Raw genomic sequence first — 22,966 nt, 5'->3', positions numbered from 1 at the left:
TGGATACAGGCATGAGGCATCAGGATGTGCTGGAAGCGTCTCGACGGTACATGTCAAATGACCAAACCCATGTTTAGCGCCGATACGGTACAATAGCGAAGAGATAGATTTCGTGGTGTACCTCAAACGCTATCATACCAATTACCCGTAACGTGTTCGCATTATCAAGCACGCTAAAGCGTATTGGGACGCCATGTTCGGCAATCTACAATCTACAATCTGCAATCTACAATCTACAATCTGCAATGGCATTAAGGAGTCAACGATGACAAAGCGCGTGGCCTTGGTGACGGGGGCCGGTAGCGGGATTGGGCAGGCGGTGGCGGAGGGTTTGGCCCAGGCGGGCTTTCGCGTGGCGGTGGTGGATCTGCCAAGTAGCGCAGGGCAGGCGGTGGCTGATGCAATTGGTGGTCTGTTTCTTGGTGCGGATCTTGCACAACGGAGTGAGTGTCGCCGTGTGATTGAGGCGACGCTGGCCCATTTTGGCCAATTGGATGTGTTGGTCAATAATGCGGGCTATCAGCATATTGAAGCGCTGGCCGACTTTCCAGAGGAGCGTTGGGAGCATATGCTCGCAGTGATGCTCACGGCCCCCTTTCTGCTGATGCGCTATGCCTGGCCCCAGATGAAGGAGCGGGGCTGGGGGCGGGTGATTAACATTGGTTCGATCCATAGTCTGCGTGCCTCGCCCTTCAAAGTGGGCTATGTCACGGCGAAACATGGGCTGCTTGGCTTGACGCGCACCGCAGCGCTCGAAGGCGGCCCCGATGGCATTACGGTCAACCTGATTGCGCCGGCCTATGTGCGAACCCCGTTGGTCGAGCAGCAGATTGCCGACCAAGCGCGGACACGCGGCTTGCCTGAAAGCGAAGTAATTAGCAAAGTCATGCTCGACCCCGTGGCGGTCAAACGGCTGATTGAACCCTCGGAGGTGGCTGATCTTGTCTGTTTCCTTTGCACCGATAGCGCAGGAACGATGACCGGCTCGGTCTATGAGATTGCTTTGGGCTGGACAGCGAAGTGAGGGATGCTATGAGCATATTGGCTGGCGTAGGGGCCAGTACACACAGCGAGAGTGCACTGGCGGGTAGGAGTGCGGCACATAAGGCGTTGGCAAATCTGGGGGTGGCACCACGCTTATTGGTGGCTTTTACCACGGAACATTATGACCATACGGTCGTCCTTGATGCGATACGGAGCGTGACTGGTGCGGTGCCGCTGTTGGGCTGCTGTACCGGCGGGCTGATTGTGCCCGCAGGCATTCTGCCCATGGGCGTAGGGCTGCTTGCATTGGGCGGTGCGGGCTTTGAGCTGGCCCTCGCCATTGCACCGGGGCTCAGTACGACGCCAGTGGTTAGCGCCGAAACGGTGGCCGAAGAGCTTGAAGCGGCTCAACTCGATCCCACGGCTGAACGCAACAACGTGGCCCTGCTCTTCACCGATGGGCTGACAGGCTCGCTTACGATGGACGCGGCGATTCAGAGTGCTGCCGCAGTGCTTGGCCCGCTCTGCCCGCTCTTTGGCGGCGCGGCGGGCGATAGCCTCAACTATGGCCATACGGTACTCTTTGCGGGCGACCGGATCATGAGTGATGCGCTGGTGGCGGCGCAGATCAGCTCGACCATGCCCATTGGCGTAGGCGTGCGTCACGGCTGGCGGCCCGCTAGTCGCCGCATGGCGGTCACGCGCAGTACTGGGAACCTCCTCTATGAATTGGATGGTCGTCCCGCCCTTGAGATCTACCGCGAGCTGCTGCCCGCAGAGAGCATCACCGCCGAAAATTTCCGCACGATCTCGCGCTACCACCCGCTTGGCTTTGTGCAGGCGGGCAGTGAACCGCTGGTGCGTCTGCCGTTGGCCGTGACCGATGATGGCGCGCTGAGTTGTGTTGGCACACTGCCGGGTGATGCGTTTGCCTACATCATGGAGGGCACCCCGGAATCGCTGATTGAGGCTGCCGCCGTGGCTGCCGAACGAGCAATGGCGGCGCTCCAGGGCCATCCCCCAGCAGTAGCCATTGTGATCAACTGCGTCACTCGCCCGCCGCTCTTGGGTGACCAGAGCCAAGCCGAGATTGATCGGATTCGTTCGGTACTGGGGGCCACCACGCCGTTTATTGGCATGTACAGTTTTGGCGAAATTGCTGCCGATGATGGCCCGCCCGCGTTTCATAACAAGACCGTAGCAATCTGTGTTTTGGGAAGTAGTAGCTCGTGATGGTTGATGTACGCACCCTCGCAGAGCGCGAAGAAGAACTTGCGCTGCTCTACGAGATCACCGCAATCAGTAAGCATATTGCCAACGAAGCGCAACTCTTTGAGCTGACCTTGGATAAGGCGTCGCGTCTGCTCAACTCGGAGGTTGCGATCATCTATGTGGCCCACGGGGCTGAGGGCGAGCTACAGGCCCGGGCGGCGCGAGGGGTGCGCCTGAGCAAGGTGGCTGCGACGCTTCGGCTCACGGAGGCACAGCGCCAACTGCTGGCAGAGACGCAGGGGGCAGCCGCGCCATGCCTACCGCAGCCACTAGGGCCGCGTTACCCCCTGCGTGCAGCACTGGGCATTCCGCTGCAACGCGAGCAGACGCTCCTTGGATGGATCTATGTCGCACGGGTGCGACGAGACTCGTTTAGCCCCCAAGACAATTCGCTCTATCTGGTGCTTGGTGAGCAGGTGGCGCGTGCGTTGGAGATGCTGATCGCTTGGCAACAGCAGCAGGCCCAGCAGGAACAGTTACGCCACCTGCTTGCCGAGATGCAGGTGGCCAACCAGCGCCAAGCCGAACTGCTCGCCACTGTGCATGAACTCTCAACGCCAATCTTAAGCCTCGACCAGCGCACCCTGCTGATTCCCCTGATCGGCATGATTGATCATGAACGGGCCGCATTGATTCAAGAGCGCATACTTGATGCAATCGGCACACACCAGGCGCAGCGCGTCATTCTCGACATCAGCGGCGTCGTTGCGGTGGACGAAGTCGTCATCGTTGCCCTCATCAACGCCACCCGCGCCGCTGGCCTACTGGGGGCCAACGTCATCCTCTGCGGCATTGGGCCCGAAGTAGCGCAAACGATTGTGAGCAGCGGAATGCAACTTGAGGCCAGAACAACCCATGATCTGCGGGGGGCTTTGGGTTTGAAATAGCTTAGAGGAGACGAATGAAACCTGCTTGAGCAAAGTGATGATCAGTTGTGAATGCTTCACGAATACCCTTTCGCCAAGAATATAGTTCGTGGTGATGAACTTACGCTGATGACGGCGAGCATCACGGTAGATGGCCGCTGCCAAATCATGGTGGGGTTGGTTTGGATCTACCAGATGCCCCCATCCAGCAGTATCGGCAAAAATGTTAGTCCTCATGATTTTCTTTCTGGAGAACCATCGAATTTTCGCCTAAAATACGATCATGTTGATCAGCCCAGTTTGCATGATTACTAGGAAATGCACCAATCCAAGCCTCAATGGGATCATGGGCAGCTTCTTCTGCTACGGTTTTCAGTAATGTAGCTATAAATATATCTAAAGGTTGATTTGCTTGTTGTGCAGTTCTCAAGAGCGATTCATATAAGGCATCGGAAATGTTAATCTGGAGCATATGACTCATTGCGGTTTCTCCCTGTATCAACTAAAGGTTCCTGTCATCATTGTAACGCACTCCACGTAGAACATCCATATGTAAGGGTCGGGTAATTGTTCAGAGTAGGGGTAAGCAACTGCTGGGTGCGCGGGCCGGATGCCCGCGCACCCAGACAGGGCAAGTCTTGCCCTATGGTGAAATAGGAGTAGAAACCATGACAACCATAGAAGTGCTAACAAGGCCAAGAACGGGGGCGTTGCACACGAGTGATCCTGCCGACCCTTTTCGCTATGGCTGGCGTTACGTCAACGTTGAGCGCTCCGATGGTTTCTCTGAGTTGCGCCAAGAGCCGCTGACGCTCGAAGATCTACTCCATCCCCAGGAGGGTGACCACGTGACCCATAGTGATGCCCATCAGCGCCGGCGCCGTTACCTTTGTAATGTCTTTGAGGCGCAGTTGGCCCAAGACCCCACCGCTGTTGTCCTGGATGATGTGCGTGTCGCTTGGGATGTTCCCGATCTCAAGCCCCATGGCCCTGACATCGCGGTGATTATTGGGGTTACGCAGCGTCAGAATTGGAGTACGTTTGATGTTGCCCGTGAGGGGGTACGGCCCGCGCTGATCATCGAGATTACGTCGCCTGAAACGGCCAGCATTGACCGCTCGCATAAGCTTGAGGAGTACGATATTGCTGGGGTGCCCCTCTATGTCATCGTTGACACCGTTGTGCTGCGGAGACAACCGATGCTGCGTCTCCTCGGCTATGTACAGACAGAAACGGGCTACCAAGTGCTCATTCCCAATGAGCGTGGTTGGCTCTGGCTAGAACCCGTCGCACTCTGGCTGGCTGTCGAAGCGCATGAGTTGGTCTGCTACAATGCCGCTGGCGAAGCCTTGGGTGATTACCAGGCTCTCGCTACTGCCCTTAGGCAAGAGAGTGCTGCGCGGGAAGAGGCGGAACAGGCTCGGATTGCAGCCGAACAGCGTGCCGCTGCGGCTGAGGTGCGCCTGCGCGAACTCGAAGCCGAGGTGCAACGGCTACGCGATGCAAAGTGATCGGTTAGCCCAAGGAGAACCTCCAATGTTCAACACACCTTTCCCCCAAGACTTCATCTGGGGCGCGGCAACGTCGGCCTATCAGATTGAGGGCGCGGTTAACGCTGATGGTCGCGGCGAGAGTATCTGGGATCGTTTTAGCCATACGCCAGGTAAGACCCGTGATGGGCATACGGGCGATATGGCTTGCGATCATTATCACCGTTATGAAGAAGATGTGGCTCTGATGGCCCAGTTGGGGCTCAAAGCCTACCGTTTTAGTATCGCGTGGCCGCGTATTTTGCCCCAAGGGCGCGGTGCGGTGAACCAGGCGGGCCTCGATTTCTACCGGCGCTTGGTGGATGCGCTTTTGGCCCATACTATCACGCCCTATGTGACCCTCTTTCACTGGGATTTGCCGGTGGCTTTGCAGGATGCGGGGGGCTGGCCGCAGCGGGCAACGGCTGAGGCTTTCGCTGAATATGCGGGGGTGGTGGCGGCAGCATTAGGCGACCAAGTACGCCATTGGATTACGATCAATGAGCCGTGGTGTATCAGTTTTCTCAGCCATCAGTTGGGTGAGCATGCCCCGGGGCTGCGCGATTGGCCTGCGGCTATCGCTGCGAGCCACCATACCCTTTTGGCTCACGGCTTGGGCACGCAGGCGATCCGTGCTGCTGCGCCGCATGCTGAGGTGGGCCTGGCGCTGAACTTTACCGCTGCCGAGCCCGCAAGTGCAGCCCCTGCCGACCGTGATGCAGCCCGCCATTTTGATGGCTACTACAACCGCTGGTTTCTCGATGCCGTAGCGGGTCACGGCTATCCCGCCGATATGGTGGCCGACTATACGGCAGCGGGCTATCTGCCCAAGGGTATGGACTTTGTGCATCCCGGCGATCTGGCGCTGATTGCGGCGCCCAGCGACTTCTTTGCCTTCAACTACTACACCCGTGAAGTGTTGGCCGCTGGCCCTCAGCCCTGGCAGTACCAGATTGTGCGCCCTCCCACGCCGCGCACCGAAATGGGCTGGGAGATCTATCCAGAGGGGCTCTATAAGCTTTTGCTGCGTCTGCATAGCCACTATAGCTTGCCGCGCATCATCCTGAGCGAGAACGGGGTCAGTTACCTCGATCCGCTTGAAGCTGATGGACGGGTGCATGATCAGGGGCGCATTGCCTATATCCAGCAGCACCTCGCAACATGCCAGCGTGCCATTGCTGCAGGCGTACCGCTCACTGGCTTCTTTTACTGGTCACTGCTCGACAACTTCGAGTGGGCTTTTGGCTACCACCAGCGTTTCGGCCTGATCCATGTGGACTACAACACCCAGCGGCGCTACCCGAAGGATAGCTTCTTCTGGTACCGCGAGGTGATCAGGGCGAACCAATTGCCTGTGGGTGATGGGTGATGATCTTGCGAGGATGCGTGAGGCGAAGAGGTGAGGGCTTCGCGTCCTCGCCTCTTCGCGTCCTCGCAAACTCACGGGCTGATCTGCCAGACACCACGCTTGCCCGGGCTTCGCGTCCTCGCCTCTTCGCGTCCTCGCAAACAGTAACGTGGCATGAAACCATCCCTTACCCATACAAAGGATCTCGCGTATCAAGCTGTTGTACCAAGGTCTCAAAGAGGTCACTCTCGGTAATAATCCCAACGACGCGGTTCTGCTCATCAACTACCGGCAAGCCACCGATCTTATTTTCAATCATGAGCAGCGCCGCTTCACGTAGCCCAGTTTCGGGCACGATGGCGATGGGGTCTTCGGTCATAACCTCATAGACCTTCACTTGGCGCAGGGCGTGGGCAATATCAAGCGGGTCGAGACCAGCGATACGCATCACATCGGCCCCGCGAATATCGCCTTGGGTAATCATGCCGCGCAACTCGCCAGTATCAACCACAACCGGCAAGCGGCGTACATCGTGTTCGCGCATGAGCGCGAGGGCATCACTGAGGGGGGCCGCGATGTTGAGGGTTACTGCGGGTGTACGCATGTAGTAGCGCACCTCCTGCTCGGCAGGAACATGGGGCGCATGGAGAGGATCTGGGATCGTTCGCATGGCGTGCCTCCTTTGGCTACGCGGTGGCTCTGAACCTCATGGTAGCGCACATGCTCCCGCTGCTTTGGGCGAGGTCTGCTTACGTGCAGTAATAATTTGGCAACTCTAATGTAGATTGTAGATTGTAGATTGTAGATTACCAAACATATTGCCTAGTTTCTTTCCCTCAGCAAGCGCCCCACAATGATCAGTTGGGTCAGCGCAAGGGGCAGGCTCTGGGTGGTTGGATCGTCGCTGCTGGTATGGCCGAGGCTGCTGAGGGGGATGGTGCTGAGGGCTGGCTGATCGGCGCTGAGGGCTTGGGCGATCTGGGTGGCAGTGCTGGCATCGAGGTTGGTATTGATGATGAGTTGGTCGCACTGATGCCCATCTTCATCGCTGATCGTGGGGGTGAAGTGGAAGCCGGGGGCGGCTTGGTTGGCAATCTGGGCGATGAGGGCGCTGGTGGCGTCGCGCTGCTTGCCATGACGCAGCAGCAACTCAATGGTGAGCCCCGCGCCAGGGGCGCTACTGTGGTAGCGCACCACAATGTCGGCCAGGGGGCGCTGGATCTGCACAAAGCGAGCGGCGTCGCGCTCGCGGCTATCGCGCAGCGCACGTACCTGGTCGGGCGTATAGCCGCGCTCACGCACATCACGGGCCAAGCGCCACGCATGGCGCAAGGCTGCATCCGGTTCGAGGTAGACGGTGAGATCAAAGAGGTTGGCAAGGCTGGCGGGCGTGAGTGTGAGCATCCCATACGCCAGAATCAGCCCGGTTGCCGCAACCGTTTCGGGCGCACGGTGGGTGCCGCTACGGTGATCATAGACCGGCTTGCTGATGGCTTCGCCGGTACGCAGGGCCGCAAGGTGGCGCGCCATGAGATCGAGATCATTGGCCTCGGGATCAACATCAGTCAAGGCCCGCGCCTGACGATCTGCCCGCGAATAGCGGTGGTAGTCGTCAAGGCAGATGGGCGTCACACCATTGCTGCCGAGCAGACGTACCACCCCACGGGCCAAGGTGGTCTTGCCGGAGGCCCCGTCACCAACGAGGCCAAGCATAAGGGGCTGCGTGTCTGGCATAGCTTCGCTTGGGTTGGATCAATTCCTTGAATTCCAATCGGCTAGAAATTGCTCGATGCCGCGGTCGGTGAGCGGGTGGCGCATGGCCAATTTGAGTACATTGAAGGGGCATGTGGCAATGTCGGCGCCAGCGATGGCCGAGTCGATGATGTGGCGCGGATGGCGAATCGAGGCCGAGAGGACCTTCGTGCTAATTTCGGAATCTTGGCGGTAGATTGACACAATTTCGCGGATAAGCTGCATACCCTCAACGCCGCTATCATCTACGCGACCAATGAAGGGGCTGATGATGAAGGCACCGGCGCGAGCCGCAAGCAGCGCTTGGGCCGCGTTGAAGCAGAGGGTTACGTTGGTACGAATATTGTGGCGTGCGAGTTCACTCACGGCGCGCAAGCCCTCAAGGGTACTTGGGATTTTAATAATGACGTTGGGATGCCAAGCTGCGTATTCAATACCCTCTTGGATCATGCCATCGGCATCGAGCGAGAGGGTTTCGGCACTGATCGGGCCATCAACCAGGTTGGCAATCTCGGCAATGGTGGTCTTAAAATCGGCCCCCTTCTCCCGCGCAATCAGCGTGGGATTGGTGGTGACTCCACTCAGAATGCCCCAACTAGCGGCCTCACGGATCTCGTCCAGGTTGGCGGTGTCAAGATAAATTTGCATGAGCAGCTCCAATTGCTTACGCCTTGCGGCATGTGGCTGCATTATAGCATAGGCGTTATACCATTTCAGATTGTAGATTGTAGATTGTAGATTGTAGATTGTAGAACATTGCGTCCCAATGAGCTTGAGCGTTCTTGATCATGCGGCATAGGCAACGGTTATTGGTATTACGTTGACGTAGGCGTACCTATCGGCTACAATCGGGCGCTAACATGCAGTATGAGGAGCCACTATGGCCCAGTTTTTTGTAACCGTCGCTTCGCGTGAAGCGACCCACCCTGAGACGATCCAGACGATCTATGTGCTTGAGGGGCTGGCCCTGCGGCTTGCGGATGTGGCCCGTTTGGCTACCGAGTTGCTCCACGATCCGGTGACTGAGACGGTCACCTGGCGGGCGCTTACGCTTGATGAACTGATGGTTGAACCACTGCCCGCCGCTGCCCACATGCTGGAGGTCGCCTATCGTCCGGGGGTTACCGATAATGCGGGCGAGAGTGTGCTTGAGGGCGCACGCCGCTTGGGTATTGCGGTGCTGGATCAGGCCCGCATGGTGCGCCGCTACCTCTTGACCTCTGGGGTTGATCCTGCTGCTCGTGCGGCTGAATTGACGATTGATCTGGTGCAGACGAGCCTGATTGCGGTGCCGGGGATTGACCACCGTAGCCGTCTGCGTTTCTACCAAGATCTGATTAGCCCGCCGGCGCATGTGCAGCCCCGTGTGGTGCGTGTTGCTCTGCGTGAGGCCGATGATGCCGAGTTGCTGCGGATTAGCCGCGATGGGATTTTGGCGCTCGATCTGGCTGAGATGCATGCGGTGCGTGACCATTTTGTTGCCTTGGGGCGCGATCCGAGCGATGGTGAGTTGGAGACGCTGGCCCAGACGTGGAGCGAGCATTGTAGCCATAAGAGCTTTAAGGCGAAGGTGCGCTATCGCCGCGCTACCCCCGACCAGCGTGCGGCAGCGCTCGATCCCCAGCTCTACCCGGCTTTCCATCTGCTTGAACAGGACGAGGTTGAGCTGAATAGCTTGATCAAGACCTTTTTGATGGCGGCGACAGAACGGATTGTGGCCCCTGAGTCGGCGGCGGCCCACTTTACGCTGGCTCACGGCAGCTTGCGCCTGCCTGAGCATGCGTGGGTGCGTTCGGCTTTTGTTGACAACGCAGGGATTATCGCCTTTGGCCCCGCTCACGAGGTCTCGTTTAAGGTAGAAACCCATAACCACCCGAGTGCGCTCGAACCCTTTGGTGGCGCGAACACCGGCGTGGGCGGGGTCATCCGCGATGTGCTGGGCGTCTCGGCGGAACCGATTGCCAACACCGATGTCCTCTGCTTTGGCATGCCCGATACGCCCGCAGAGGCGCTTCAGCCTGGGGTGCTGCATCCGCAGCGCGTAGCCTTGGGCGTGGTGGCAGGTGTGCGTGATTATGGCAATAAACTGGGCATCCCCACCGTGAATGGCGCAGTCCTCTTTGATTCTGGCTACAGCGCCAACCCCTTGGTCTATGCGGGGACAGTGGGCCTCGCACCGCGCGATGCCCACCCGCGCAATGTGGCCCCCGGCGATGTGATTGTGCTGCTTGGCGGGCATACGGGCCGCGATGGCATCCACGGGGCGACCTTTAGTAGCATTGAGCTTACGCACGACACGGCGGCAACGGTGGGATCGGCGGTGCAGATTGGCGATCCGATTACCGAAAAGAAGCTGTTGGATGTCTTGTTGCAAGCCCGCGACCAGCGGCTCTACTCGGCGATTACCGACTGTGGCGCGGGCGGGCTGTCGTCGGCAGTGGGTGAAATGGGTGCTGGCTGTGGCGCCCATGTGACCCTTGAGCGCGTGCCGCTCAAGTATGCCGGGTTGCAGCCGTGGGAAATCTGGCTCTCGGAGGCCCAGGAGCGTATGGTGCTGGCGGTGCCCCCGACCAACCTCAACGCCTTCTTGGCGCTCTGTGAAGCTGAGGATGTTGAGGCGACGGCGATTGGTACCTTCACCGCTGATGGGCGTTTGCGGGTGAACTACAAAGAGCTTGAGGTGGTTGACCTCGCGATGGAGTTTTTGCACGACGGCCTGCCCCAACGGGTGCTAGAGGCGCTCTGGCAAAGCCCAGAACGCCAGCCGATACACGCGGCGGAAGGGGCGGCCCTGCCCGCAAGCGCCAACCTGCTCTTGCAACTCTTAGCCCACCCCAACATCAGTTCCAAGGAGCGGGTTGTGCGGACCTACGACCACGAGGTACGCGGCGCAACCATTCTCAAGCCGTTGGTGGGGGTTGCGCTGGATGGCCCGGGCGATGCGGCGGTGTTGCAGCCCGTGGCGACGATGCAGCGCGGTTTGGCCTTGGGCTGCGGGATCAACCCGCGCTACGGGCGGATTGACCCCTACTGGATGGCCTTAGCGGCGGTTGATGAGGCGCTCCGCAATGTCGTGGCGGTCGGCGGCGATCCTGGGCGCACCGCGATTCTCGACAACTTCTGCTGGGGCGATCCGCGCCAACCTGATCGCATGGCTGGGCTGGTTCGGGCCGCAGCGGGCTGTTACGATGCCGCCGTCGCTTTTGGCACGCCCTTCATCTCAGGCAAAGACTCGCTCAACAACGAGTACCGCGACGCAGCAGGGCAGCGCGTCGCCATTCCGCCCACGCTCTTGATCTCGGCCCTGGCCGAAGTCCCCGATGTGCGCCGCTGTGTCAGTATGGATCTGAAACAGGCGGGCAACCGCATCTACCTGGTGGGCGCGACCCGCGCCGAGTTAGGCGGCAGCCATTTGGATGCCATTCTGGGCCGCGACGGGCTGGCGGGCCAGGTGCCCCAGGTTGATCTTGTGGCGGCGCGGGCCACCTTTGCGGCCCTACACGGAGCCATCACACAAGGCTTGGTAGCGGCCTGCCACGATCTGAGCGAAGGCGGCCTCGCGGTCGCTGCGGCTGAAATGGTTCTCGCTGGTCATCTGGGGCTCGACTTGGAGCTTGATGCGCTCGGTGGTGAACTTGACGTAACCACGAGGCTCTTCAGCGAGACGCCGAGCCGCTTCTTGGTTGAGGTGCGTCCAGGCGATGCAGCAGCCTTTGAGTCGGTCTTGGCTGGTGTGGCGCTGGTTGAGTTGGGCGCAGTACAGCATGAAGCGCTGCTGCGGCTGCGGGCGGATGGCCAGATCGTAGCCGAGGTAGAACTCGACGCCTTACGCCAAGCCTGGCAGGCCGGGCTCAGTTGGATGTGAACCCCCAAGCGGGCTTGGGCGAACCAGGTTCGCCCAAGTACCTACAGGTTGCTACACTGTTATGGAAATCGTAGCCATACTGCTCTTATTGATCTGTTACGGACTGGCGGCATACTTGGCGTGGCTTCAGCGCACCCCACTCTACCTGCTCGCGTTGGGAGCAGGGCATCTGAGTGCGCTGGCGCTGCCATTGTGGCACATGCTCTACGGCGCGCGGCTCAGTGCGGGCTTCGAGCAGGCCCAACAACTCTTAGCCCAAGCCATCCCTATGGGCGTCATCCTAGGCTCGGGTTGGTACTACCCCTTACCTGCCATCATCGTCCTGCTGCTCTGGCGCACACGCTGGTGGTTTCCCGGCTATCTCGCTGGGTTTATCACCTTCTTCATCTTCTCACTCTACCATTTGGTGCTAGAGACAATTGGCCTCCGCACCCGCACCTGGAGCTACGAGGCGGGATTGTTGCCGTGGGGCCTGACAGCCCCACTGTTGCACGCCTTCATGGCCGCAGTGATTAGCTACGGGCTGCTCTATGTACTCTTAGCAACTAACCGCTTCTCGTGGCAGAGCCTGCTCGTCTTGGTGCTACCAGCAGGGCTTGGGTTGAGCCTCCTGGTTCACGGGTTGCTGGGCGCACCCTTCTGGGTAGCGCTGATTGTCGGCGGGCCCGCGTGGATGGCGCAGGTTGGCCTCTTCACCAGTTTGGCGCTGCTACTCTGGGCCAGCCAGATCATCACCTCGGGCTTTAACCGGCTCCAAGCGCCCTAATGCTAACCCCAATACTTTTCAAATACGACGGGCTTCTTGACGCAACGGCGCAAGGGCGCAAAGTTTTTTTGCATATGAGCGCCAAACCTTTGCGGCTTTGCGGCTTTGCGCGAGCTTATTTGAAAGATATTGATGCTAACCCCTGAGTTACTGCTGACGGCCTATAGCCAAGGGCTCTTCCCCATGGCCGACGAGGCGGGGGCACTTGGCTGGTACGAGCCAACCGTGCGGGCGATCATTCCCTTAGAAAGCTTTGTGGTGCCGCGGCGCTTGGCGCGCACAGTTCGCAGTGAGCGTTTCAGCGTGCGCTACAACAGCGCCTTTACCCGCGTGATGCGGGCGTGCGCGGCCCTCCAGCCGGGGCGCGAAAGCACCTGGATCAGCGAGGAGATGATTGAAGCCTATAGCCAACTCCACCGGCTCGGTTATGCCCACAGCGTTGAGAGTTGGCGTGCAGGCCAATTGGTAGGCGGGCTCTACGGGGTCACCCTTGGCGGCCTCTTTGCAGGCGAAAGCATGTTCTGCCACGAGCGTGATGCGAGCAAAGTAGCCTTAGTGCACCTTGTAGCGCGGCTGCGGGCGGGCGGCTTTACCCTACTCGACTCGCAGTACATCGTCGGTTCGCACATGCTCCAATTCGGGACGCAAGAGATCAGCCGGGCTGAATACCATCGGCGGCTACGAAAAGCCCTGCGGGTCAGGGCGGTCTTTTGAGGCGGGGTTTGTGACGCAACGGCGCAAGGGCGCAAAGGTTGTTAGGGATGGTTTTAGAAAGGCGCTTGTAGCTTTACCGTCGTAGTGCCGACGTTAGTCGGCATCCGGGGGTTGTCGGCGACCTCAGCCGACTAAGGGAAGCGGATGTTGTTGATTGCCCCGTTGCGTTGCGTTGCCGCCCTGAGATGCCGTAGGTAGTGCTGACTTTAGTCGGCTTCCCATCGCTACCAAAGACCTCAGCCGACTAAAGTCGGCACTACGATGCCCGCCCATAGACTATTCAGCATGACAGGCTGCTGGGATACGTAACAATTTCTGCTTCCCTAAAGTCGGCACTACCTATAGCGCAAACGGTAAAGTGCTCTGAAATCATCCCTAAGAAGCTGTCTGAAAAGTTAGTGGGTACGCGGTGGAGTGCCGGCTTTAGCCGGCTAAAGCCGGCACTCCACCGTGTGTCACGTACTGAAAAGCCATGATAAACAAATTCGTGCTATAATGTAATTATACCAATTACCCTTGAACATGCCGCATTATCAAGAATGCTAACGCCCATTGGGACGCCATGTTCGGCAATCTGCAATCTGCAATCTGCAATCGTAAATGGTATAAGGCATCACAGCTAAAGCTCAGGAGGCTCCAATGCCCGATGATATTCTCTGTGCGACCCAACCTGTGCGCCACCTGACGCCGTCGGCGCAGGGGCGTTGGACGATTGCCGACTATGAGCGTCTGCCCGACGATGGGCTGCGCTATGAGTTGATCAGTGGAGAGCTGCGCAAGACTCTGGCCCCGAACCTTGCCCATCAGACCAGCTCGTTACGGATTGTGCATCAGCTCTTCACCCTGATCGAAACAACCGGCGCAGGCCGCGTCTTTGCGGCGCCGGTTGATGTGCAACTCGATGGCGCTACGATCGTGCAACCCGACATTGTGGTGGTGCTGCGCGACGGGGCGGCAACCCTCACCGAGCAGCGGGTTGTCGGCCCGCCCGACCTGATTGTCGAGATCACCTCACCCAGCACGGCGAGCTACGACCGCCGCGAGAAGCGTGACTGCTACGCAGCGGCGGGGGTACGCGAATATTGGATCGCCGACCCGGCTAGCCGCAGTGTTGAACTGCTGACGCTAGAGGGCGACAGCTACCACGCCGAGCATATCTACCGTGGCCAGGCGATCATCCCCAGCAGCATTGTTACCGGGTGGGCCGTGGCGACCGATGCGCTCTTTGGGTAGGCGAGAGGCGGACAGAGATGAGCGAGGATTGCACCACAGAGGTTGTTATACCATTTACGATTGCAGATTGCCTAACATGGCACCCCAATGGGCGTTAGCGTTCTTGATCATGCGGCATGTTCAAGGGTAATTGGTATTATACCAATTTACAGTTTGGAGGCATTCAGCGCAGTCTGATGCTGCAAACCTATTTCCCATTTCCTATTTCCTATTTCCTGCTTCCTGTATCCTTCCCTATAGAAACAACGCTACCGTGGCACCTGGAGTACTACATGCTCCAAGACCAACTGCGGGTTGCCGTTTTCGCGCAGGTGCTGTGCGGCTTGACCGATGCGGGTGGCCATGGCATGAATCTGGGCGAGGCTTTGGCCTTTGGCCAGTTGGGCCAGTTGATCGCGCCGGTCGGTGTTGACGATGCCTTCGGGACAGCCCGCAGCGGTGAGTAACATGTCGCGCCACCAGCCTTGCCAGAGTTCAAGCCACGCGAAGACGGTCTCTTGTTCGCCGCTGCGGTACTCTTTGGCACGCTGTTCGGCCCAGCGCATCCCGGCGCTGAGACTGCTGCCTTGGAGGTTGAGGAGTGTATCGAGTTGCTCGTCGCGGCGGGCGACGGCGTCGGGCTGTTCGACGAGTTGGAAGGCCCAGCCGATTCGTCCGCCGCTCCAGGCGGCCAGCATAGCCGCATCATCTTTGGTCACCCCGCGTGCTTCGAGTGCAGCGGCCACTTGGCGGCGCGGCAGGGGGCGCAGGCGCAGCACGCGGCAGCGCGAGACAATCGTGGGGAGCAGTTCGGTACTATTGGCAACAAGGATGAGCGTCACGTAGGGCGGTGGCTCTTCCAGCGTCTTGAGCATCGCATTGGAGGCTTCCTCGTTGAGCCGTTCGGCATCATGGAGGATGAAGATGCGCCGCCGCGCCTCGTAGGGGCGCAGGGTTAGGTCGCGCTGCCACTCGCGCACGGTACCGATCTTGAGTTCCTTCTGGCGTGCCGCTTCGTCGGCCTTGAGCCCAGCGGCTTGACTGGCCATACCCGCAATCCGCAGATCAGGGTGGTTGCCCCGTTCGATGCGGCGGCAGGTGCGGCAACTCAGGCAGGGAGCACCCGTGGCCTGCTCGCAATTTAACGCCTGGGCAAAGCGCAAAGCCACCAGCGCCTTCCCGATGCCAGCCATGCCACTGATCAGGTAGGCATGGGCATCGGTAGCGTTGCTAATGCTGGTCTGAAGCTGCTCAATGGCCCATTCGTGGCCGATAATATTCCACATCGCATAGTCCTTAGAGGCTGTCAGTGCCGTTCCACATGCCGTGGAGTGCCGGCTTTAGCCGGCTGAAGCCGGCACTCCGAAACTAGCCCACCAACATTTTCAGACAGCTTGTTACAACCTACGAAACACCAATACCGCATTCACCCCACCAAAGGCAAACGAATTGGAGATTGCTAATTGGAGGCGGGCATGGCGCGCCTGATTGGGCACATAGTCGAGGTCACAGGCCGGGTCGGCTTCTTCTTGGTTAATGGTAGGCGGAATGAGGCTATGGCGCAGCGCAAGAATCGTGGCCGCTGCCTCAATCGCTCCAGCGGCACCAGTGAGGTGGCCGATCATAGACTTGTTGGAACTGACCGGCACACTATACGCATACTCACCAAAGACATGCTTGATCGCCCGTGTTTCGGCCAGATCGCCCGCTGGGGTACTGGTGGCGTGGGCATTGATATAGTCAATCTGCTGGGGATCGCAGCGGGCATTCTGCAGGGCGCGGCGCATCGCCCGTGCCGCACCATAGCCATCGGGTTCAGGTGCGGTGATGTGGTAGGCATCGGCGGTAGCGGCGTAGCCTGCTACTTCGGCCAGGATCGAGGCTCCGCGACGGCGGGCATTTGAGAGCCGTTCGAGCACCAAGACGGCGGCACCTTCGCCTGGCACAAAGCCATCGCGCCGGGCGTCGAAGGGGCGTGAGCCTTTGCTTGGCTCGTGGTTGGCATGGCTACTGAGGGCACGCATGACACAGAAGGCCCCTAAGCTAAAGGCTGTAATCGGTGCTTCAGCCCCACCCGCGAGCATAATCTCGGCCTCGCCGCGGCGAATAACCTCAGCGGCCTCACCAATCGCTTGGGCACCCGCCGAGCACGCCGTACTAATCGCACTCAGGTAGCCGTGCAGCCCCAACTGGATGGCCACTTGGCTGGCGGGCATATGGGGCAGTGCTGCGGGAATGAAGAAGGGGCTGATCTTCATGCCACCGCGCTGCAACAGCGTCATGGCCGCCTGCTCAATGTCAGGCATAGCACTGGTGCCACAGCCAATCAGCACCCCGATCTCTTCACTATTGCCACTAATTCGCAGATCCGCATCGGTGACAGCCATCTGCGCTGCGGCCACAGCAAACTGGCTCGAGCGCGACATGCGCCGTGCCTCTTTGCCATCCATAAACTCTTTGGCCACAAAGCCCGGCACCTGGCCGGCAATTTGGCATGGATAGCCTGAAGGATCAAAGTGGGAGATACGCTCAATCGCGCTTCTGCCTTGGCTCAACCCCGCCCAAAAGGGTGCTACACCAATCCCAAAGGGCGAAACCACCCCCATGCCGGTGACAACGATACGCCGATCTTCATCTTCGTCATCAAGCCCCATGCCCAATGGCGCAACGATAGGCGCATCCTCAAGCACCTCGGCCAACAATTCGTCAATCCGAGCGTCAATATCTTCAGCCTCGGTGGCATGCAACAGGGCGAGCAACTCCGCCCGCAGGGCGGCTCGCCGCTTGGCTGGCATCTGCGCCATGGGCAACCCTTTGGATTATGGGGGAAGGATACAGGGAAGGATGAAGGATGAAGGATGAAGGATGAAGGAGGCATCAGGATGCCTTAGCCCCTAATGATACCATAACACTCTTGGGCTAGAGGCATGGTTAGGGAAGGTTTCAGGTCACGTTACCGTTTGCGCCATGGTAAAGAGGTCGCCCCCCGGATGCCGACTAAAGTCGGCACTACGACGGTAAAGCTGAAAGCGCATGTCTGATACTCAAGCATGCGAAGCGGCATTGGGCGATCACTGCCTCTGGTACAATACACCTATGGAACGTGCCATCATCGATTCTGAGGGGGTGGTGGTTGATTTTGGCAATGGTGCTGGAATCTTCGACCAGACCTACCAGGTGCCTGCGGGAACTATTCTGGGTATGATTGGGCCGTCGGGCTGTGGTAAGACGACGACGTGTCGGGTGGCGTTGGGGTTGTTGGCCCCCCAGCGTGGGCGCATTACGACCTTGGGGCGTACACCGACGCGCTTTACGGCAACGGATCGTGAGCAGATTGGCTATATTCCGCAGCAGTTTGTGCTCTACCCCCGGCTCAGTGTCGCCGAAAATATCCAGTTTGTCGCTAGTCTCTATGGCATGCCTGCACGCTTTGTGCGCGAACGCATGGCGGAGTTGTTGGCCTTTGTTGATCTGCAAGATGCCCGCAACCGCTTGGGTCAGCACCTTTCCGGTGGTATGCAGCGCCGCTTGATGCTGGTGAGTGCGTTGATGCACGATCCGGTGCTGCTCTTTGCCGATGAGCCTACCGCTGGGATTGATCCGGTCTTGCGGGCCCGCTTTTGGGAATATTTTCGCCAGTTGCGCGATCAGGGGCGCACGTTGGTCGTAACGACCCAGGTGGTGAGTGAGGCGATCCACTGTGACTATGTGGCGGTGATGCGTCAAGGGCGTATCTTGGCGCTTGATACTCCGGCGAATCTGCGCCGTTTGGCTTTTAGTGGCGAGATTATTGATGTGACGCTGGCCGATCCCGATGATATGCCGCGTGCGTTGGCGACGCTGCGCCGCTGGAAGGATGTGGTGCGTAGCGCCCGGCCTGCTCCTAATGCTGAGAGTGATGCCGATCTGCATGTGGTGGTTGAAGATGCGCGTGAGTGGCTACCTGAAGTCTTGGCCCGGCTGAATAACCAACGTCCTCGCATTGTGGCCGCCAGTGCTGCCCCGCTCGAAGTGAGCTACGACGAGATCTTCATTAAACTCATGCGGCAGGACGAGCAGCGTCAAGAGGAGGCCGAACATGGCTGATCCGGCCATCCCCAATCCCAATGCAACCAACCGGCAGCCGGTCGCCTGGCATGTACCCGGCTGGCAACGCTGGCTCATCCGCGTGCGCGCCTACTTCCGCAAGGAGGTCAATGAAATCTGGCGTCAGCCGTTGCTCATCCTCAGCCTGATTGTTGGCCCTTTGCTGGTGCTGATTCTCTTTGGCGCAACCTATGTCAATAGCACCCCCCGTGTGCGTACTGGTCTCGTTGTCCCAACGGAGGGACTGAGTGGCGTTGATGAAGATGAGATCTTGATGCTGATTGGGCTCAATTTTGACCTGCTGCTGATTACGAGTGAACGGGAGCATGCCGAAGCGCAACTGGCAGCGGGCGAACTTGATCTCGTGCAAATTCTGCCAAGTAATGTGGTCACTGCACTCCGTAGTGGTATCAACCCTGTGATCGAATTTCAATCTGCGGCGATCAACCCAATGACCGAAGGCTGGATTCAATACCTGGCGTATGCCCAGGTCAATGAGATCAACAAGGCGATTCTGCGCGTCACGGCGACGCAGGCCCAAGAGGAGGCCGCCGATTTCCGTGTGCGTCTGACCGATGCTGAGGGCAAGGTGATTGAACTGGAGCAGAATTTGAGTGAAGCGGGACGACGGGCTAGCCAAGAGAATGTACGCGAGCTTGTGGAGTTGACCAACCGCATTGAGGCGCTGCTGCCCGCCCAAGATATTCTGAGAGCCCGTGGGCCCGAGTTGGCTGGTTTGCGCCCGGCGATCCGCCGTGTGCGCGGCAATTTGCAGAATATTGAACAGGCACTGGCCAATGATACGCTTGAACTCTACATGCTCGAAATAACCCAAGCACGCAGCGACCTTCAGTTGATCAATGGATCACTCGAAATCTTCATCAACACGCCCCCTGATTTACTCGTTTCGCCAGTAGCCCAGCGCTACGCAAACATGCGCGGCAGCGCCTATCCCGCTGTGGTCTACTATTCACCCGGAGTCCTCGCACTGCTGGTGCAGCATACCGCGATCACGTTGGGGGCATTGGCGCTCGTGCGCGAACGGCTCATGGGCGCTTTTGAAGTCTTCCGCGTCGCGCCGGTGAGCCTGATCCAACTGATCATCGGCAAATATTTGGGCTACACGGTCTTTATTGGCCTTGCCAGCAGCGCCTTGATTATTGCCATGGCCTTCTTAGGCGTACCGATGCTGGGCAATTGGCTCAGCTTTGGGCTGCTGCTGCTGCTCTTGATCATCGCCTCACTGGGGGTGGGCTTCCTCATCTCGGCGCTCTCCGGCTCCGACAGCCAGGCCATTCAGTTGGCCATGATCTCCCTGCTGCTCTCCATTTTCTTCAGTGGCTTCTTCATCGCCCTCGACAGCTTTGCGCCCGCTGCGCTCCCTGTGGCCTATGCCATCCCCATGACCCACGGCCTGGCTGGGTTGCAGCAGATTATGCTCCGTGGCCTCAGCCCTGATGCTTGGACATGGGTTGGGCTAGGGGCGATTGCCTGCATCAACTTCATGCTTGTCGTCGTGATTACCGGGCGGCAACTGCGTCGAGCGTAATACCAGTTATGAGTGACGAGTGACGAGTGACGAGTGACGAGTGACAAGCAGAAACTAAGAGGCTGTCTGAAAAGTCTATGAACTGGCGTTGGAGTGCCGGCTTCAGCCGGCTGAAGCCGGCACTCCAGCGCGTGCCCACTAGCTTTTCAGACAGTTTCTAAAAGAAAGCTACTGCATCATCATGATCACCCCTGAACATGCCCATATTCTGGTTGTAGACGATGAAACGGTCGTGCGCCGGGTGCTTGGCGATGCCTTGGCTCAAGCGGGCTATCGCGTTCGCACGGCGGCCAGTGGGGAGCAGGCGCTGGCGCTGATGGCGGAACATGCCGCTGATCTGGTGCTGCTCGATCTACAACTGGGCGATACCAATGGGGTTGACGTGATGCATGTGATGCGCGAGCGTTGGCCGCAGACCCAGATTATCATTCTGACCGCTCATGGCTCAATGAGTAGTGCCATTGCTGCTGTGCGCCACGAAGCCGCCGATTACCTGCTCAAGCCCATTGGGGTAGACGCCTTGCGCCAGCGGGTCGGCGAGGTCTTGGTGCGTCATCGTGCCAGCCGTGAGCGGCAAACGTTGATCCGCAACATGTACGAACAGCTTCAAAGTTTGGTCGAAGAAGAGAGCAGCCCTCGCGCTGCCCCCGAGGTAGCCACACCTGTTGTCCAGCCTGATGAACAGACGCTCATGGCCGGGCCGCTCATGGTTGATAGCGGGCGCTACCAAGTTTCCATGAGCGGCCAACCGATTGAAGTTACACCCACCGAGTTTGCCATTCTGCAGATTCTCGCACGCCACCCAGGTAGCGCAGTGAGTTGCGTACAGATCGTTCAGACCTTTCAAGCGGGCGTAGACAGCGAAGACGAAGCGCGGCAAATGGTTCGTCCGCACATTGTGCGTCTACGTCGCAAGATCGAACCCGATCCCGCGCATCCACGCTATATCCAATCGGTACGCGGCATCGGGTACCGCTGGATGGCACCGGATCTGAGAGGAGATAGGAATTAGGAGATAGGAATTAGGAATTAGGAGATAGGAATTAGGAGATAGGAATTAGGAATTAGGAGATAGGAATTAGGAATTAGGAGATAGGAATTAGGAATTAGGAGATAGGAATTAGTTCTGCTCTGTTCCTACTTCCTACTTTCTACTTTCTACTTCCTACTTTCTACTTCCTACTTTCTACTTCCTACTTCCTACTTTCTACTTCCTACTTTCTACTTCCTACTTTCTACTTTCTACTTCCTACTTCCTACTTCCTACTTCCTACTTTCTACTTCCTACTTCCTACTTCCTACTTCCTACTTCCTACTTCCTACTTCCTACTTCCTACTTTCTACTTCCTACTTCCCACTTCCTAGCTCAGCCTCAAGCTCGGCAAGCTTTTGGGCATACTCGCGCCGCTCGAGGATTCTTAGCGTCACGTAGCCGCCAATCACCGCGAGGAAGAGCCCGGGCCAGACGAGCCAGGCAAAGCCAATTTTGATACTAAAAATGAAAATTGCGGTCAAAATAAAGAGAAAGACCGCACCTGAACCCATGTAGGGTTCAAAACCAGGGCTATTGAGGTAGACTTCGTCGCGTCGGCTGAAACGTTGCTGCTCTTGGGCCATCGGTTGCAACCTTTCTGTTTGTGCAAGAAGTGAGGTTTGCAGGAACTTCACCCCCCGTATCCTAACATAGGTACGATAAGCCTGTGAGCAGAATAGTGTGGTAAATTCGCAACTAAGTTGTGGTTTGGTACTATTCGATCAAGCCCTTGACCGTCTCGATGACTGGCCCGGCGTAGGGTTCGGCCCAATCAGGGCGGGCCACGTAGACGTAGATGCTGGTAGCTAGGGTAATAAAGATGATCATAGAGATGATCATGCGTATCAGTTTGGCCATGCACGAGCGGATGGTGGCAACGAATCCATTGGAAGGCTTGGCGTTCCGAGCTTGTGCATGGGGTTTGTGCGCTTGCGGTGCTGGTGGTGCAGCCACTTGGGCGGCCACAGGTTGCGCCATGCTGCCGTGTGGGGCTACGCGCACTTGCGCTGGGCGCGGTAGTGGCTGCGCGTTGAGTGCTGCTTGGAAGGCTTCCATGGTGGCAAAGCGATCATTGGGCACTTTTTGCAACGCCCGCTCGAGCGCATCGTTGGTACGCCGTGAAAGGCTTGGAACCAGTTGGTTCGCAGGCGGAAAGCTGAAGGGCAGTTGCTCAGTTGGATCGCGCCCCGTCAACAAATGGTGCAGGGTCGCCCCAAGTGCATAGATGTCCGATTGGGGCGTCGCAAGCCCTTGGTACTGTTCCGGTGGCGCATAGCCCGGCGTGCCTACTTGGCTGCCCCGTTCACTGCCCCGAAAGAGCGTGGTGATGCCAAAATCTACCAATTTGACAGCGCCACTGGCTCGCTCAATCATCACATTCGAGGGCTTCATATCGCGGTAGATCAGCCCTTTGCTGTGCAGATAGGTAAGCACACTACAGAGTTGATCGGCCCAAAGCAGCACCTGCCGCTCGTCCAAGCGTCCTTTGCGCTCGACCAGCTCTTGAAGGTCTTCACCATAGATGAAGTCCATGGTCAAGTAGTGCCGCCCCTCGTCACGAAAATAGCTGTAGACGCGGGGAATGCGCGGATGGCTGAGGCTCTGCAGCAGTTGCGCCTCGGTGTAGAAACTGGCAAGCGCCTCAGCCCGTTCGCGCGCCTCAGTGAAACGGTCGAGCATCTCCTTAATCGCATAGACCCGCCCAACCTGGTCGCGCCCCTCGTAGATCGCTCCTTGGCCCCCCTGCTTCACAACACGAGTGATCACATAGCGCAATTCATCGCTTGGCGCATCGTTGTTGAGGATCATGTCGTGGCCACAGTGCTGGCAGAAGTGTGCTTGGGGCACGTTCTGTTTGTGGCATTGTGGGCAGAGGATGCGGCTTACTTCGACCATGGTGCTCCGGGGGCTGGTGCAGATTGGAGATTGGAGATTGGAGATTGGAGATTGGAGATTGGAGATTGGAGATTGGAGATTGGAGATTGGAGAT

The 22,966-nt window shown here is 58.4% G+C and carries 20 protein-coding genes; 12 read left to right on the top strand and 8 right to left on the bottom strand.

All coding sequences use genetic code 11. The annotated features are described in order from the left end of the window. Positions 1 to 193: 193 nt before the first annotated feature. The 3 genes from CJ255_RS11775 to CJ255_RS11765 are packed head-to-tail and all read left to right on the top strand — an operon-like array spanning position 194 to position 3,143. The gene (locus CJ255_RS11775) at positions 194 to 1,024 is read left to right on the top strand and encodes a 3-hydroxybutyrate dehydrogenase (RefSeq protein WP_245863342.1); all 831 of its coding nucleotides are present in this window, start codon (positions 194 to 196) and stop codon (positions 1,022 to 1,024) included. 8 nt (positions 1,025 to 1,032) lie between these two features. Beyond that, on the top strand, positions 1,033 to 2,217 hold the full coding sequence (locus CJ255_RS11770; RefSeq protein ID WP_097644297.1) for an FIST signal transduction protein: 1,185 nt from the start codon (positions 1,033 to 1,035) through the stop codon (positions 2,215 to 2,217). Continuing rightward, on the top strand, positions 2,217 to 3,143 hold the full coding sequence (locus CJ255_RS11765; protein WP_097644296.1) for an STAS domain-containing protein: 927 nt from the start codon (positions 2,217 to 2,219) through the stop codon (positions 3,141 to 3,143). Before CJ255_RS11770 ends, CJ255_RS11765 begins: the two co-directional genes overlap by 1 nt. Before the next feature lie 205 nt (positions 3,144 to 3,348). On the opposite strand, the gene CJ255_RS11760 is transcribed toward CJ255_RS11765, so the two are convergent. Beyond that, positions 3,349 to 3,594, bottom strand: a complete 246-nt coding sequence (locus CJ255_RS11760; protein WP_097644295.1) for a hypothetical protein — start codon at positions 3,592 to 3,594, stop codon at positions 3,349 to 3,351. Positions 3,595 to 3,790: 196 nt separating this feature from the next. Here CJ255_RS11760 and CJ255_RS11755 point away from each other — a divergent pair, with 196 nt between their 5' ends. Both CJ255_RS11755 and CJ255_RS11750 read left to right on the top strand, forming a co-directional pair. Then, positions 3,791 to 4,633 (top strand): Uma2 family endonuclease, encoded by an 843-nt coding sequence (locus tag CJ255_RS11755; RefSeq protein WP_097644294.1) that lies wholly within the window; start codon positions 3,791 to 3,793, stop codon positions 4,631 to 4,633. A 25-nt stretch (positions 4,634 to 4,658) separates the two neighbouring features. Then, positions 4,659 to 6,020, top strand: a complete 1,362-nt coding sequence (locus tag CJ255_RS11750) for a GH1 family beta-glucosidase (protein ID WP_097644293.1) — start codon at positions 4,659 to 4,661, stop codon at positions 6,018 to 6,020. Positions 6,021 to 6,186: 166 nt separating this feature from the next. Here CJ255_RS11750 and CJ255_RS11745 read toward each other — a convergent pair whose 3' ends face one another. From CJ255_RS11745 to fsa, 3 genes are all read right to left on the bottom strand, one after another. Beyond that, positions 6,187 to 6,669, bottom strand: coding sequence for a CBS domain-containing protein (locus CJ255_RS11745; protein ID WP_097644292.1), 483 nt, complete (start codon positions 6,667 to 6,669; stop codon positions 6,187 to 6,189). A gap of 152 nt (positions 6,670 to 6,821) precedes the next feature. Continuing rightward, positions 6,822 to 7,733: a phosphoribulokinase gene (locus tag CJ255_RS11740; RefSeq protein ID WP_097644291.1), complete on the bottom strand. Its 912-nt coding sequence runs from the start codon at positions 7,731 to 7,733 to the stop codon at positions 6,822 to 6,824. 18 nt (positions 7,734 to 7,751) lie between these two features. Then, positions 7,752 to 8,399 (bottom strand): fructose-6-phosphate aldolase, encoded by a 648-nt coding sequence (gene fsa, locus CJ255_RS11735; RefSeq protein WP_097644308.1) that lies wholly within the window; start codon positions 8,397 to 8,399, stop codon positions 7,752 to 7,754. Positions 8,400 to 8,631: 232 nt separating this feature from the next. On the opposite strand from fsa, the gene purL reads away from it, so the two are divergent. From purL to CJ255_RS11715, 4 genes are all read left to right on the top strand, one after another. After that, the gene (gene purL, locus CJ255_RS11730; RefSeq protein WP_097644290.1) at positions 8,632 to 11,616 is read left to right on the top strand and encodes a phosphoribosylformylglycinamidine synthase subunit PurL; all 2,985 of its coding nucleotides are present in this window, start codon (positions 8,632 to 8,634) and stop codon (positions 11,614 to 11,616) included. Positions 11,617 to 11,677: 61 nt separating this feature from the next. Further along, a complete protein-coding gene (locus CJ255_RS11725; protein ID WP_097644289.1) occupies positions 11,678 to 12,382 on the top strand; it encodes a hypothetical protein in 705 nt (234 codons plus the stop codon). Between the two features lie 132 nt (positions 12,383 to 12,514). Next, the gene (gene aat, locus CJ255_RS11720; protein ID WP_097644288.1) at positions 12,515 to 13,096 is read left to right on the top strand and encodes a leucyl/phenylalanyl-tRNA--protein transferase; all 582 of its coding nucleotides are present in this window, start codon (positions 12,515 to 12,517) and stop codon (positions 13,094 to 13,096) included. Positions 13,097 to 13,735: 639 nt separating this feature from the next. Next, the gene (locus CJ255_RS11715) at positions 13,736 to 14,329 is read left to right on the top strand and encodes a Uma2 family endonuclease (RefSeq protein WP_097644287.1); all 594 of its coding nucleotides are present in this window, start codon (positions 13,736 to 13,738) and stop codon (positions 14,327 to 14,329) included. A 248-nt stretch (positions 14,330 to 14,577) separates the two neighbouring features. Here CJ255_RS11715 and holB read toward each other — a convergent pair whose 3' ends face one another. Together holB and fabF are read right to left on the bottom strand one after the other, a co-directional pair. Continuing rightward, entirely contained in the window at positions 14,578 to 15,594 is a 1,017-nt protein-coding gene (gene holB, locus CJ255_RS11710; RefSeq protein WP_097644286.1) for a DNA polymerase III subunit delta', read from the bottom strand. A gap of 111 nt (positions 15,595 to 15,705) precedes the next feature. Beyond that, on the bottom strand, positions 15,706 to 17,112 hold the full coding sequence (fabF, locus tag CJ255_RS11705; RefSeq protein WP_097644285.1) for a beta-ketoacyl-ACP synthase II: 1,407 nt from the start codon (positions 17,110 to 17,112) through the stop codon (positions 15,706 to 15,708). 229 nt (positions 17,113 to 17,341) lie between these two features. On the opposite strand from fabF, the gene CJ255_RS11700 reads away from it, so the two are divergent. The 3 genes from CJ255_RS11700 to CJ255_RS11690 all read left to right on the top strand — a co-directional run bounded on the left by CJ255_RS11700 (position 17,342) and on the right by CJ255_RS11690 (position 20,955). Further along, entirely contained in the window at positions 17,342 to 18,394 is a 1,053-nt protein-coding gene (locus CJ255_RS11700) for an ABC transporter ATP-binding protein (protein WP_245863340.1), read from the top strand. Further along, on the top strand, positions 18,387 to 19,943 hold the full coding sequence (locus tag CJ255_RS11695) for an ABC transporter permease (protein WP_097644284.1): 1,557 nt from the start codon (positions 18,387 to 18,389) through the stop codon (positions 19,941 to 19,943). The genes CJ255_RS11700 and CJ255_RS11695 overlap by 8 nt, the downstream gene beginning before the upstream one ends. 181 nt (positions 19,944 to 20,124) lie before the next feature. Then, on the top strand, positions 20,125 to 20,955 hold the full coding sequence (locus CJ255_RS11690) for a response regulator transcription factor (RefSeq protein WP_097644283.1): 831 nt from the start codon (positions 20,125 to 20,127) through the stop codon (positions 20,953 to 20,955). 335 nt (positions 20,956 to 21,290) lie between these two features. Here the strand turns inward: CJ255_RS11690 and CJ255_RS11685 are convergent, their stop codons facing one another. Next, positions 21,291 to 21,560: a hypothetical protein gene (locus CJ255_RS11685; RefSeq protein WP_097644282.1), complete on the bottom strand. Its 270-nt coding sequence runs from the start codon at positions 21,558 to 21,560 to the stop codon at positions 21,291 to 21,293. A 130-nt stretch (positions 21,561 to 21,690) separates the two neighbouring features. Continuing rightward, positions 21,691 to 22,966: protein kinase domain-containing protein (locus CJ255_RS11680; RefSeq protein ID WP_320410735.1), on the bottom strand; the 1,276-nt coding region annotated here is incomplete at its 5' end.

This window comes from Candidatus Viridilinea mediisalina (assembly GCF_002532535.1).
GTDB classification, from domain to species: domain Bacteria; phylum Chloroflexota; class Chloroflexia; order Chloroflexales; family Chloroflexaceae; genus Viridilinea; species Viridilinea mediisalina.
Note: the sequence above shows the minus strand (reverse complement) of the source record. Positions and strands in the feature narration are given on the sequence as shown.

Bases quoted from the DNA above. Each gene is read 5' to 3' on its own strand.
- CJ255_RS11775 (WP_245863342.1), top strand. From the start codon at position 194: ATGTTCGGCAATCTACAATCTACAATCTGCAATCTACAATCTACAATC.
- CJ255_RS11770 (WP_097644297.1), top strand. From the start codon at position 1,033: ATGAGCATATTGGCTGGCGTAGGGGCCAGTACACACAGCGAGAGTGCA.
- CJ255_RS11765 (WP_097644296.1), top strand. From the start codon at position 2,217: ATGGTTGATGTACGCACCCTCGCAGAGCGCGAAGAAGAACTTGCGCTG.
- CJ255_RS11760 (WP_097644295.1), bottom strand. From the start codon at position 3,594: ATGCTCCAGATTAACATTTCCGATGCCTTATATGAATCGCTCTTGAGA.
- CJ255_RS11755 (WP_097644294.1), top strand. From the start codon at position 3,791: ATGACAACCATAGAAGTGCTAACAAGGCCAAGAACGGGGGCGTTGCAC.
- CJ255_RS11750 (WP_097644293.1), top strand. From the start codon at position 4,659: ATGTTCAACACACCTTTCCCCCAAGACTTCATCTGGGGCGCGGCAACG.
- CJ255_RS11745 (WP_097644292.1), bottom strand. From the start codon at position 6,669: ATGCGAACGATCCCAGATCCTCTCCATGCGCCCCATGTTCCTGCCGAG.
- CJ255_RS11740 (WP_097644291.1), bottom strand. From the start codon at position 7,733: ATGCCAGACACGCAGCCCCTTATGCTTGGCCTCGTTGGTGACGGGGCC.
- fsa (WP_097644308.1), bottom strand. From the start codon at position 8,399: ATGCAAATTTATCTTGACACCGCCAACCTGGACGAGATCCGTGAGGCC.
- purL (WP_097644290.1), top strand. From the start codon at position 8,632: ATGGCCCAGTTTTTTGTAACCGTCGCTTCGCGTGAAGCGACCCACCCT.
- CJ255_RS11725 (WP_097644289.1), top strand. From the start codon at position 11,678: ATGGAAATCGTAGCCATACTGCTCTTATTGATCTGTTACGGACTGGCG.
- aat (WP_097644288.1), top strand. From the start codon at position 12,515: ATGCTAACCCCTGAGTTACTGCTGACGGCCTATAGCCAAGGGCTCTTC.
- CJ255_RS11715 (WP_097644287.1), top strand. From the start codon at position 13,736: ATGCCCGATGATATTCTCTGTGCGACCCAACCTGTGCGCCACCTGACG.
- holB (WP_097644286.1), bottom strand. From the start codon at position 15,594: ATGTGGAATATTATCGGCCACGAATGGGCCATTGAGCAGCTTCAGACC.
- fabF (WP_097644285.1), bottom strand. From the start codon at position 17,112: ATGGCGCAGATGCCAGCCAAGCGGCGAGCCGCCCTGCGGGCGGAGTTG.
- CJ255_RS11700 (WP_245863340.1), top strand. From the start codon at position 17,342: ATGTCTGATACTCAAGCATGCGAAGCGGCATTGGGCGATCACTGCCTC.
- CJ255_RS11695 (WP_097644284.1), top strand. From the start codon at position 18,387: ATGGCTGATCCGGCCATCCCCAATCCCAATGCAACCAACCGGCAGCCG.
- CJ255_RS11690 (WP_097644283.1), top strand. From the start codon at position 20,125: ATGATCACCCCTGAACATGCCCATATTCTGGTTGTAGACGATGAAACG.
- CJ255_RS11685 (WP_097644282.1), bottom strand. From the start codon at position 21,560: ATGGCCCAAGAGCAGCAACGTTTCAGCCGACGCGACGAAGTCTACCTC.